The organism is Sphingopyxis sp. KK2, assembly GCF_001990265.1.
Classification (GTDB): Bacteria; Pseudomonadota; Alphaproteobacteria; order Sphingomonadales; family Sphingomonadaceae; genus Sphingopyxis.
Genome location: NZ_LYVN01000042.1, coordinates 17,576 through 29,122 on the forward strand (window position 1 = coordinate 17,576; position 11,547 = coordinate 29,122).

Genomic DNA, 11,547 nt, shown 5'->3' on the forward strand with positions numbered 1-11,547 from the left:
ACATGGGTGTGATGGAACGGGTGAAGGCACCCGCGGTTAAGCAGCGTGCGGCCAAGATCGCGCCGGTCGAGCTGCCGCTCGACAGCATCCTGCAGGGCGATTGCGTCGAGATGATGCGCAGCCTGCCCGCCGCGTCGGTCGACATGATCTTCGCCGACCCGCCGTACAACCTCCAGCTCGGTGGCGACCTGCATCGCCCCGACGGCAGCCAGGTCGATGCGGTCGACGACGAATGGGACAAGTTCGACAGCCTCGCGACCTATGATCGCTTCACCCATGCCTGGCTCAAGGAAGCGAAGCGCATCTTGAAGCCCAATGGCAGCATCTGGGTGATCGGCAGCTATCACAATATCTTCCGCGTCGGCACCGCGCTGCAGGACAATGGATATTGGATCCTCAACGACATCGTGTGGCGCAAGGCGAACCCGATGCCGAACTTCAAGGGCACGCGCTTCACCAACGCGCATGAAACTTTGATCTGGGCGTCGATGGGCGAGAAGTCGCGCTATACCTTCAACTATCGCGCGATGAAGACGCTCAACGACGAACTCCAGATGCGTAGCGACTGGCTGATCCCGATCTGCGGCGGGCAGGAGCGGCTCAAGAAGGGCGGCACGAAAGTCCATCCGACGCAGAAGCCCGAAGCCTTGCTCTATCGCATCCTGCTCGCCTGTTCGAACCCCGGCGACGTCGTGCTCGATCCCTTTTTCGGCACCGGCACGACCGGCGCGGTCGCGAAGCGCCTCGGCCGCCACTTCATCGGCATCGAACGCGAGGATGATTATATCGAAGCCGCGCTCGAGCGCATCGAGATGGCGCTGCCGCTCGACGAAAGCGCAGTAAAGACGATGATGGCGCCCAAGGCCGCGACGCGCGTCGCCTTCGGCACGCTGGTCGAATGCGGCATGATCGCGCCGGGATCGGTGCTCACCGACACGAAGCGCCGCTGGAAGGCGACGGTGCGCGTCGACGGCAGCCTCGACTGCGAAGGCCAGCCCGCGGGGTCGATCCACAAGGTCGGCGCGGGCGTGCAGGGCGCGCCGAGCTGCAACGGCTGGACCTTCTGGCATATCGATACGGGCAAGGAATTGCGCGTGATCGACGCGGTGCGGCAGGACTGGCTGCTGGCCAACGAGGCCTGATGTTCCAACCGCTGACCAAACCCGACCTCGGCGCGGCGTCGGCCGATGCGCGGCTCTATTGCCGCCCGGCCTGTTTCGTCGATCGCCCGCACGAACTCGACGACGCCTGCCTGCGGATCGCCGATACGATGGTCTGGTTCGCGGCGTGGCACGTCAGTCTGCGCGATACGGGCGTAGTCAGGTCGGCGATCGTCACCATCCCGGAATTCGCCGACTGGGTCGCGGCGATGCCCGATCATCTGGTCGAGATGGCCGCGAAGCAGCGCGCGGGCGTGATCCGCCCGCGCGGCGCGTTGCAGCTTGGCGAGCGCGTCGTGCGGCTGAACGAGCCGCAGCTTATGGGCATCCTCAACGTCACCCCCGACAGCTTCTCCGACGGCGGCAAGCATGTCGACAGCGCGGCGGCGATCGACGCCGGTTTCGCGATGGCCTCGGCGGGCGCGGCGATCATCGATGTCGGCGGCGAATCGACGCGCCCCGGCGCGCCGCTGGTGTGGGAAGGCGACGAGATCGAGCGCGTGCAGGCGACCGTCGCAGGGCTCGCCAAGGGCGGCGTCGCGGTGTCGATCGACACGCGCAAGGCCGCGGTAATGGAGGCGGCGCTGGCCGCCGGCGCGACCATCGTCAACGATGTGTCGGCGCTGCGCTTCGACGATCGCGCGATGGAGGTCGTCGTCAGGGCGGGCTGCCCGGTGGTGCTGATGCACGCGCCCGCGGCCAAGAGCGACCCGCATGAGGGCGGCGACTACGACCATGTCCTGTTCGACGTCTATGACCTGCTCGCCGAGCGCGTCGCGGCGTGCGTCGCCGCCGGGGTCGACCCGGCGAAGATCGTCGTCGATCCGGGGCTCGGCTTCGGCAAGGGGATCGGTGACAATCTGGCGCTGATCAACGGATTGGCGCTGTTCCATTCCCTGGGCTGTCCGATCCTGTTCGGCGCGAGCCGCAAGAGGATGATCGGCGCGCTCGACAATGAAGCGCCCGCCGACCAGCGGCTCGGCGGCACGGTGGCGCTGCATTATCAGGCGGCGACGCAGGGCGCGCAATTGCTGCGCGTGCATGACATCGCCGAGAATAGGCAGGCCCTGCGCGTGTGGCGCGGGTTGAGGGATGCGGCGCTGACCGCCTGATCAAGCCGCCGTGTCGATCCCGAGGTCGCTCAGCTTGCGGTAGAGCGTCGAGCGGCCGATGCCGAGGCGGCGGGCGACTTCGCTCATGCGGCCGCGATAATGGCCGATCGCGAGGCGGATGACGTCGGCTTCGATTTCCTCGAGCGGACGGAGGTTGCCGTCGGGGAGGTAGAGGGTGACGCCGATCGCCTCGCCGTTGATCGCGACGTCGTTCTGACCGGTCATCGCACCGCCGGCGAGCGTCGCGTCGATCGCCTGGAAATCGGCGCTGGTGAGGACATCGGTCTCGCTCGCCACTGCGGCGCGGAACAGCACGTCCTGCAACTGGCGGACATTGCCCGGCCAGGCATAGGCGGCGAGCAGGCGCAGCGCGTCGTCGGTGACCCCGATCGGCCCCATGCCGGGCAGCCCGCCGATGCGCGCGAGCAGGTGCCGCGCGAGCGGGCCGACGTCGCCGCGGCGTTCGGAGAGCGAGGGCAAGGTGAATTGCGCGCTCGACAGCGCGTAGAACAGGTCTTCGCGGAAGTGGCCGGCCTCGATCAGCTTGTCGAGCGGGCTGGCGCTGGTCGCGATGATGCGGACGTCGACGCTCTGGCGGATGCTGCCGCCGATCATCTGCACTTCGCCGGTGTTGAGGAATTCGACGAGCTTCGCCTGCGTTTCGAGCGGGATGCATTCGACATGGTCGATGATGATGCTGCCCGCGTCGGCCTGGACGAGGCGGCCGACCTGGCGGTCGAAGGCGCCGGGGAAGGCGCCGCGCTCGTGGCCGAACAGCCCCGATCCGATAAGACCCGGCGACACCGCCGAACAGTCGACCATCACCAGCGCACCGCGGGCGCGCGGGGATGCGCTGTGGATCGCGCGGGCGAAGACTTCCTTGCCGGTGCCGGGCTTGCCGTTGATCATCACCGGCACGCGCGCGCGCGCGGCCTTGGCGGCGATCGCGAGCGCGCTGCGGAAATTGGGGCTCGACCCGATGATTTCCTCGAACGCCAGCGGCGCGCGGAGCTTTTCGGTGAGCGGGCGCAGTTCGGCCTGCGGGCCGGTGCTGGTCGTGATGCGGTCGAGCGCGTTCAGCAGCCGGTCGGGCGCGATCGGTTTCTGGACGAAGTCGCTGGCGCCGGCGCGCATCGCGGCGACCGCGACCTCGACCCCGTTGCGCATCGTGATGACGATCAGCGGCAGCGCCGGGCGCCAGCGGCGCAATTCGGTGACGAATTCGGCGATCTCCATGCCGGGCGTGCCCTGGTCGACGAGCACCGCGTCGAGCGCCATGCCTTCCTGCGTGCCGAGCTTGGCGAGCGCGGTGTCGGTGTCGCCGGCGACGACGCTGCGCCAGCCGCCACGCGACACGAGCGCCGACAGGAAGCGCTGCTGCGCCGGTTCGCTGTCGACGATCATCACCGTTCGAGTGTCGCGCGCACTTGCCATTGTTGCGATTCTGCCCCCGATGGGCGGCCGTTTCCGGCCGCCTGTTCCGCTTTGAGCCAATAATCTACGCCAAAGGGGTAAAGGGGCGATTAAGCGCCGCGGGGCCTTGCGGGCGGGTACGACGTGCAAAACCACCTATTGAGCATCGCGGACCGCATGGCTAAGACCGGCGCGAAGGCCGATTCCGGGCCGGTCGCAGCGCGTCCGCCGGCAACCGGCAGCGAACAAGGGGAAAGAGCCATGGCACAGCAGCAGGAAATGAAGGCAGCGGAAGAAACCTACACGGGTTTCCTGAGCCTGCTCAAAGTGGGGTCGATCATCACCGCGATCGTCACCGTCCTCGTCGTCCTCCTGATCTCCTGACCGGCACGGCATGCGCATCGCTGTCCTGAAGGAGCTCGCCGACGGCGAGACCCGCGTCGCCGCGACCCCGGAAACCGTGAAGAAATTCATTGGTCTGGGCGCCGAACTTGCCGTCGAATCAGGGGCAGGGGAGCAGGCGTCGATCGCCGATGCCGACTATGCCGCCGCGGGCGCCACGGTTGGCTCGCGCGCCGATGTGCTGAAGGGCGCGAACATCATCCTCGCCATCCAGGGACCCGATCCGAAGGGGCTGAAGGGCATGGCCGACGGCGCCTGGCTCGCGGCGGGTCTCAATCCCTTTGGCGAGCGCGCGCGCGTCGACGACTATGCCAAGCTCGGCATCGAGGCGCTGGCGATGGAGTTCATGCCGCGCATCACACGCGCGCAGTCGATGGACATATTGTCGAGCCAGGCGAACCTCGCGGGTTACAAGGCGGTGCTGATGGCGGCGAACGCCTATGGCCGCGCCTTTCCGATGATGATGACCGCCGCGGGCACGGTCAGTGCCGCCAAGGCGTTTGTGATGGGCGTCGGCGTCGCGGGCCTCCAGGCGATCGCGACCGCGCGGCGCCTGGGTGCGCAGGTCAGCGCGACCGACGTGCGCTCGGCCACCAAGGAACAGATCCTGTCGCTCGGCGCGAAGCCGATCTTCGTCGAAAGCGTCGCAGGGATCGAGGGCGAGGGCGCGGGCGGCTATGCCACCGAAATGTCCGAGGAATATCAGAAGGCACAGGCCGAGCTGGTGTCGTCGCACATCGCCAAGCAGGATATCGTCATTACCACCGCGCTGATCCCGGGGCGCCCCGCGCCGCGGCTGATTTCGGACGCGCAACTTGCGACGATGCGCGCGGGCAGCGTGATCGTCGACATGGCGGCCGAAAGCGGCGGCAATGTCGAGGGTGCGGTCTCGGGCGAGGCGAAGAAGATCCACGGCGTCACAGTGATCGGCGCAAGGAATATCGCGGCGCTGATGCCCGCCGACACGAGCGCGCTGTTCAGCCGCAACCTGTTCAACTTCCTCTCGGCCTTCTGGGACAAGGAAGCGGGCAAGCCCGTGCTCGACGAGGAAATCGGCACCGCGGTGCGCCTGACGCAGGGCGGCAAGGTGGTACACGAGCGGCTGCTGGGGTGATAATCCTGTCCCTCCTGCTGTTGGCGGCGGGAGGGCCGGAAATCCCGGTGGCATTCTGGCGAAGCGGCGACGACGATCTGAGCGTCCGCTTTTACGAGCAGGTTGATCGGTCCATCGCGGGCCATGTGCGCCTTCGCCCCGCGTCGGCCGCCGACGACGTGCGCTTTGCGCTTTATGCTGAAAGCAATGTCAGGCCGCTCGACCGGGGTGGCGGCGGCTTTTCCTATCGTGTCAGCCTTAGGGAGGGGCGGTCGGCGAACGGCCGGGTCCTGGCACGGTTCGATGGCAAATGTGTCGATGCGATAGCAGTTTGCGCCGACCGTTTAGTCGGGCGCGTCGCGGCGCGAATTGCCCGGCTTTCGTCGCGGGAAAGGTGACCGCAGAGCGTGGACTAAGCGCCAGCGCGATCCACGGAAAGTGCTGCACCTGCGCGCGCGAATCCTTGTGGTCGGCTGAGGCGGGCCGAGACTACCGCGGGATGAGCGGTGGAGACGAAATGGAAAAATGGCTGATTTCGGCCTTTTCATGAAACTGTCATGGCGTAGTATGCGTTGCAGGGGTTTCACCCCGATTCCCAACATCCGGAGAAATATCTGATGCTGCGTGCCAAGTTTCTTGCTGCTCCCCTCCTTGCCTTGACCACCATGCTTGCCGTTCCCGCGTCGGCGATGGCCGATGAAGTCGCCGCCGAAGAAGCACCCGATTCGACGGTTGCCGAAGCCGCGAGCTTCAACCCCGACCTCACCACGCTGTCGAAAGCGCTGACCGCTGCCGGGCTCGAAGACACGCTGAATGGTGCCGGCCCCTTCACCGTCTTCGCACCGACCGACGCGGCCTTTGCTGCGGTGCCCGAGGCGATGACCGCCTTCCTGATGGATCCGCTGAACAAGGCGTCGTTGGCGCAGGTGCTCACCTATCATGTCGTGCCCGGCAAGGTGACCGCCGAGGACCTGTACAAGAAGATCAAGGCCGGCGGCGGGACTGCTAAGCTGACGACGGTCGAGGGCCAGGAAATCAGCTTCACCGAGGTGCAGGGCAACATCAAGGTCGACGGCACGATGGGCAGCACGGGCTATATCACGCAAGGTGACCTCGCCCAGTCGAACGGCGTCGTCCATGTTCTGAACGGCGTGCTGATCCCGACGATCACCCCGCCGAGCGCCGAACCGGCTGCCGCCGATGCAGCGGCGCCCGCCGCCGAGGCGACCCCCGCGAGCTGATCGCCCGCGACATAAAATGTCCCGAAGGGCCCGCAATCCGCCACCCGGCGATTGCGGGCCCTTCTTTTTGCGCGTCTTTAAGAGTCGACAGGGGGGCGGACGCGCGGCAAGAGGTTCGCCAAGCGGAATCAGCAGGGGAGCTCGCCGTGGATTTCATCGGTATTTTTTCGATTTTCGTCCTGGCGTGCTTCGTCGGTTATTTCGTCGTCTGGTCGGTGACCCCGGCGCTGCACACGCCGCTGATGAGCGTGACCAATGCGATTTCGTCGGTCATCATCGTCGGTGCGCTGATCGCCAGCGCGGCCGCAGGCTCGGCCACCTCGAAGTGGCTCGGCCTCGCCGCGGTGGTGATGGCCAGCATCAACATCTTCGGCGGCTTTGCGGTCACCGCGCGCATGCTCGCGATGTACAAGAAGAAGGCGCGCTGAGATGGACATGCAAGCGATCCTCTCGGCCGCGACCGGCGAACATGGCCTCGCCGTGAACCCATGGGCGGCCGTCGCCTATCTGGTGTCGGGCGTGCTCTTCATCCTCGCGCTGCGCGGGCTTTCGAGCCCCGCAACGGCGCAGAGCGGCAACCGCTTCGGCATGGCGGGCATGCTGATCGCCGTCGTCACGACGCTGCTGACGCATGCGCCGGTCGATGCGGCCGGCGTCCTCGACAGTGTCAGCCTGATCGAAATCCTCGTCGCGATCGGAATCGGTGCCGTGATCGGCATCGTCATGGCGCGGCGCATCGCGATGACCGCGATGCCGCAGCTCGTCGCGGCGTTCCACAGCCTCGTCGGCCTCGCCGCGGTTGCGGTCGCGGCGGCGGCCTATCTCAATCCGCTGGCCTTCGGGATCGCCGATGCGGCGGGGCAGATCCATGTCGTCAGCCGCGTCGAAATGGGGCTCGGCATCGCGATCGGCGCGATCACCTTCAGTGGCTCGGTGATCGCCTTCCTCAAGCTCAATGGCAATATGTCGGGCTCGCCGATCATGCTGCCGGGGCGGCATGTCATCAACCTCGGTACGCTCGCCGCGATCGTCGGGCTGACCGCCTACTTCACGCAGGACCAGTCGCCCTGGGTGTTCTGGACGATCACCGGGCTGAGCTTTGCGATCGGTTTCCTACTCATCATCCCGATCGGCGGCGCCGACATGCCGGTCGTCGTGTCGATGCTCAACAGCTATTCGGGCTGGGCCGCGGCGGCGATGGGCTTCACGCTCGGCAACACCGCGATGATCATCACCGGCGCGCTCGTCGGCTCGTCGGGTGCGATCCTGTCGTACATCATGTGCCGCGCGATGAACCGCAGCTTCATCAGCGTGATCGCGGGCGGCTTCGGCGGCGACGATGCCGCGGCCAGCTCGGGCGGGTCGAAGGAACAGCGGCCGTGGAAGCCGGGCAGCGCCGAAGACGCAGCCTTCCTGATGAGCCAGGCCGAGAATGTCATCATCGTTCCGGGTTACGGCATGGCGGTCGCGCAGGCGCAGCACGCGCTGCGCGAAATGGGCGACCAGCTGAAGAAGGAAGGCGTCAACGTCAAATATGCGATCCATCCGGTCGCAGGGCGCATGCCAGGGCATATGAACGTCCTGCTTGCCGAGGCGAATGTGCCTTATGACGAGGTGTTCGAGCTCGAGGACATCAACGGCGAATTCGCGCAGTGCGATGTCGCCTTCGTCATCGGCGCGAACGACGTGACCAACCCGGCGGCGAAGACCGACAAGAGCTCGCCGATCTATGGCATGCCGATCCTCGACGTCGCCAATGCCAAGACCGTGCTGTTCGTGAAACGCTCGATGGGCGGGGTCGGCTATGCTGGCGTCGACAACGACGTTTTCTACATGGACCAGACGATGATGCTGCTCGGCGATGCCAAGAAGATGGCCGACGACATCGTCAAGGCGCTGAGCGGCACTGGCCACTAAGCCCGGCCGCGAGGCCTAGTGCAAACCCAGCAGCCCCCGCAGCCGCGCGACCAGCGACGGCGGCGGGGGTTTTGCTTTGGGCGGCGCTTCCTGCCCGAGTTCGCGCAGGCGGCGGATCACCGTCCCGATGGTGGCGATGCCGTAACCGTCGGGATCGCGCGCCTCGATACGAAAGCGATCGGCAACGACCTCCAACTCGGCGATCAGTCGCTCGCGGTGGCGCGTGGGGTCGGCTTCCTCATCCGGTAGCGGTGCCGGATCGACAACGCGCATCGCGGCGAGCGCCTCGCGCTCGTCGAGACCGACGTTGCGGCCCGTATAGCGATCGACCCAGTGGCTGCTCGACAGATGGCGGTCCGCTTCCGCCTCCTGTTCGGCAATCTGCGCGCGGTAAAAGGCCTGAACGCTGTCCATGGCGTCTTTTGCGCGGCCCGTCCCGGCGGGTCAAAGAAATTGCCGCGCCTGTCTCGACCATGGCCGCCGTTCTGGCTAAGCCCGGCCAAAGGCACAAAAACGGGGAAATCGACAATGCGCAAGATCGGCCTGATCGGAGGCATCAGCTGGGCGGCGACCGAGCTCTATTACCGCCACCTCAACAAGGGGGTGCAAAAGCGGATCGGGACGTCCTGTTCGGCGCCGATCATCCTCGAAAGCCTGAATTATTGCGAATTGTCGCGGCTGACGACGCCCGAGCAATGGGGCCATGCGAAGGATGTGCTGATCGAGGCGGCGCAGCGGCTCGAGGCGGCGGGGGCAACCGCGCTGATGATCGCGGCCAATTCGATGCACAAGATCGCCAAGGAGATCGAGGGTGCGGTGTCGATCCCGCTGCTCCATATCGTCGACGAGACCGGCGAGAAATTGAAGGCCGACGGGGTGAAGTCGGCGGCGGTGATCGGCACGCGCAACGTGATGACCGAACCCTGGTTTCGGCAGGCGCTGGTGCGTCACGGACTGACGCTCGCCCCCTATGATGCGGCGCGCGCCGAGGCGATCGACAACATCATCTATGACGAGTTGATGCAGGGCAAGGTGACCGAAAATTCGCGGCGCACGATGAAGACCTTTATCACCGATATCGCGAAACAGGACGTGCAGGCGCTCGTCCTTGCGAGCACCGAATTGGTGATGCTCGTCGATCCCGACGCCAATGTCCTGCCGGTGTACGACACGACGCGCATCCATGTCGCGGCGGGGGTCGACTGGATATTGGGGGATGCGCCCTAGCAGGAGGTGGGCCGATGCCGTTGGGGTTGGCGATCTTGCTGCTTCAGGCTTCGACGGGGTTGCCCGCGCCGCTGGATATCGAGGGGCGCTGGCAGATTTCCACCGAACAGCCGATCGTCAAGATCGCGCCATGCGGCGAGTATCTCTGTGCCAAGGTCGAGCGATTGAACCGGCCGGCGCTGGGCGAAGCGAAGGACCGGTTCAATCCCGACCCCAAGCTGCGAGGGCGACCGCTGTCCGGCGTGCCCGTCCTCTTCGACTTGAAGGTCGAAGGCGATTTCTGGCGCGGTAAGGTTTATGCGCCAGCAGTCGGGCAGGTCGGCGACACGCTCGTCCAGCGCGACGGCGATCGTTTGAAGGTGGGGCGATGTGTGCCCGCCGACGCAGGCCCCAACCTCATCTGCCTTTGGAACTATTGGGAACGGGCCCGCTGACGATCAGCTCATTTTCGTCCACGTCACCGTCTTGCAGAAAACGCTGACGCAGCCCTTCATCGTCATCTTCGCGCCCTTGGCGGTCAGGTTCGCCTTGTAATAGCGGCCGTCCTCGGGGCTGTAGCCCTGACCCTTCCACGCATTGCCGTCGGCGGCGAGGTCCCAATAGATTTGCAGGCCGGTTACATGGCGCGTCCGCTTCGCTTTGTCGGGGTTGCGCTCGTCGCGCTGGCCGCCAGCGGGCTGCTTGATCAGCAATTTGTGGACCTTGCCGCACAATTTTGCGCCGCAGGCATAGATGTCGACGATGGCCTTGCCGTCGTCAGTGGCCCAGCGGCCGGTGATCGATTGCGGCGCGACCGACGCTGCCGGCGATGCGGCGACGAACGCGGCGGTCGCCGCGATGATGAAGCGTTTCAAAATATTCTCCCCGGTACGGGCGGGGTTGCGACCCTGACCCTAGCTACATCCATGTCAGCAACATGGCTTGGCATGGCTGCACTCTTGCACCATGCTGGCAAAAAACAAGGGAGAGTCTGATGCGATTCCATCATTTCGCTTTGCCGTTGGTCGCTGTGATGCTGGCCGCCGCGCCTGTGCATGCCAAGACCATCAGCGTCGCGGCCGGCGGCGGCGATGCCAATGAGAAACTCCAGGAAGCGCTGATCGTTGCCGAACCCGGCGATGTCGTTGAACTAGGGGCGGGGACATGGCACCTGACCGACGGGCTGTCACTCGACGTCGCCAATGTCACGATCCGCGGCGCGGGCACCGACGACAAGGGGTCGATCCTCGATTTCAGCGGCCAGCAGGGCGCGGGCGAGGGGCTGCTCGTCACCAGCGACGATGTGTTGCTTACCAATTTCGCGGTGCTCAACACCAAGGGCGACGGGATCAAGTCGAAGGGCGCCGACCGCATCGTCTATCACCGGGTTCGCGTCGAATGGACCGCGGGACCGAAGGAAACCAACGGCGCCTATGGCATCTACCCCGTTGAGAGCACCGACGTGCTGGTCGACAGCGTCTATGTCCGCGGGGCGTCGGACGCAGGCATCTACGTGGGCCAGTCGAAGAATATCGTCGTCCGCAATTCGATCGCGACCGAGAATGTCGCGGGGATCGAGATCGAGAACAGCTATGACGCCGACGTTCACGACAATATCGCGACCAAGAATACCGGCGGCATCCTGGTGTTCGACCTGCCCAGCCTGCCGATGCAGGGCGGGCACAATGTCCGCGTCTTCGACAATGATGTGAACAACAACAGCACGCCCAATTTCGCGCCGAAGGGCAATATCGTCGCGAGCGTGCCGACGGGGACCGGGGTGCTGATCATGGCGAACCGCCATGTCGAGATTTTCGAGAATGACTTCGACCAGAACGGCACCGCAAATGTGATGATCGTCGGCTATCGTTACGAGCATAAGGACGCGAAATACCAGCCGCTGCCGCGCCAGATCGTCGTGCGCGACAACCAGCATGGCAAGGCGGGCTATGCCCCCGCGTTCGACGGCGGCGCGCAGATCGCGGCGGCGCTCGGCGGGGCGA

The 11,547-nt window shown here is 65.6% G+C and carries 14 protein-coding genes; 11 read left to right on the top strand and 3 right to left on the bottom strand.

Features of this window, described 5'->3' with window-relative positions:
* The first annotated feature begins 2 nt into the window (after window positions 1-2).
* Window positions 3-1,142, top strand: a complete 1,140-nt coding sequence (locus B1A78_RS09260) for a site-specific DNA-methyltransferase (protein ID WP_077146681.1) — start codon at window positions 3-5, stop codon at window positions 1,140-1,142.
* Entirely contained in the window at window positions 1,142-2,272 is a 1,131-nt protein-coding gene (gene folP / locus B1A78_RS09265) for a dihydropteroate synthase (RefSeq protein WP_077146682.1), read from the top strand. Before B1A78_RS09260 ends, folP begins: the two co-directional genes overlap by 1 nt.
* Here the strand turns inward: folP and B1A78_RS09270 are convergent, their stop codons facing one another.
* Entirely contained in the window at window positions 2,273-3,706 is a 1,434-nt protein-coding gene (locus tag B1A78_RS09270; protein WP_077146683.1) for a sigma-54 dependent transcriptional regulator, read from the bottom strand. It lies immediately after the preceding gene.
* Window positions 3,707-3,862: 156 nt separating this feature from the next.
* On the opposite strand from B1A78_RS09270, the gene B1A78_RS23095 reads away from it, so the two are divergent.
* The 6 genes from B1A78_RS23095 (at window position 3,863) to B1A78_RS09300 (ending at window position 8,338) form a co-directional block, all read left to right on the top strand.
* Window positions 3,863-4,069 (top strand): aa3-type cytochrome c oxidase subunit IV, encoded by a 207-nt coding sequence (locus B1A78_RS23095; RefSeq protein WP_256837541.1) that lies wholly within the window; start codon window positions 3,863-3,865, stop codon window positions 4,067-4,069.
* A 10-nt stretch (window positions 4,070-4,079) separates the two neighbouring features.
* Window positions 4,080-5,201 (top strand): NAD(P) transhydrogenase subunit alpha, encoded by a 1,122-nt coding sequence (locus B1A78_RS09280; RefSeq protein ID WP_077146684.1) that lies wholly within the window; start codon window positions 4,080-4,082, stop codon window positions 5,199-5,201.
* Window positions 5,198-5,578 carry a hypothetical protein gene (locus B1A78_RS09285; protein ID WP_077146685.1) on the top strand — a complete coding sequence of 127 codons (381 nt, stop codon included), beginning with the start codon at window positions 5,198-5,200 and terminating at the stop codon, window positions 5,576-5,578. Before B1A78_RS09280 ends, B1A78_RS09285 begins: the two co-directional genes overlap by 4 nt.
* 267 nt (window positions 5,579-5,845) lie before the next feature.
* Complete coding sequence (locus B1A78_RS09290) at window positions 5,846-6,421, top strand: fasciclin domain-containing protein (protein ID WP_256837543.1); 576 nt, start codon at window positions 5,846-5,848, stop codon at window positions 6,419-6,421.
* 146 nt (window positions 6,422-6,567) lie between these two features.
* On the top strand, window positions 6,568-6,849 hold the full coding sequence (locus B1A78_RS09295; RefSeq protein WP_077146687.1) for a proton-translocating transhydrogenase family protein: 282 nt from the start codon (window positions 6,568-6,570) through the stop codon (window positions 6,847-6,849).
* 7 nt (window positions 6,850-6,856) lie between these two features.
* Window positions 6,857-8,338 (top strand): NAD(P)(+) transhydrogenase (Re/Si-specific) subunit beta, encoded by a 1,482-nt coding sequence (locus tag B1A78_RS09300; RefSeq protein WP_372236872.1) that lies wholly within the window; start codon window positions 6,857-6,859, stop codon window positions 8,336-8,338.
* Window positions 8,339-8,353: 15 nt separating this feature from the next.
* Here B1A78_RS09300 and B1A78_RS09305 read toward each other — a convergent pair whose 3' ends face one another.
* Window positions 8,354-8,752: a hypothetical protein gene (locus B1A78_RS09305; protein ID WP_077146689.1), complete on the bottom strand. Its 399-nt coding sequence runs from the start codon at window positions 8,750-8,752 to the stop codon at window positions 8,354-8,356.
* A 114-nt stretch (window positions 8,753-8,866) separates the two neighbouring features.
* Between B1A78_RS09305 and B1A78_RS09310 the strand changes: the two genes are divergently transcribed.
* Together B1A78_RS09310 and B1A78_RS09315 are read left to right on the top strand one after the other, a co-directional pair.
* Window positions 8,867-9,565, top strand: a complete 699-nt coding sequence (locus B1A78_RS09310) for an aspartate/glutamate racemase family protein (RefSeq protein WP_077146690.1) — start codon at window positions 8,867-8,869, stop codon at window positions 9,563-9,565.
* Window positions 9,566-9,579: 14 nt separating this feature from the next.
* Complete coding sequence (locus B1A78_RS09315) at window positions 9,580-9,999, top strand: DUF2147 domain-containing protein (RefSeq protein WP_077146691.1); 420 nt, start codon at window positions 9,580-9,582, stop codon at window positions 9,997-9,999.
* Between the two features lie 3 nt (window positions 10,000-10,002).
* Here B1A78_RS09315 and B1A78_RS09320 read toward each other — a convergent pair whose 3' ends face one another.
* Entirely contained in the window at window positions 10,003-10,419 is a 417-nt protein-coding gene (locus B1A78_RS09320) for a DUF2147 domain-containing protein (RefSeq protein ID WP_077146692.1), read from the bottom strand.
* A gap of 119 nt (window positions 10,420-10,538) precedes the next feature.
* Between B1A78_RS09320 and B1A78_RS09325 the strand changes: the two genes are divergently transcribed.
* On the top strand, window positions 10,539-11,547 hold a 1,009-nt coding region (locus B1A78_RS09325), incomplete at its 3' end, for a parallel beta-helix domain-containing protein (RefSeq protein ID WP_077146693.1).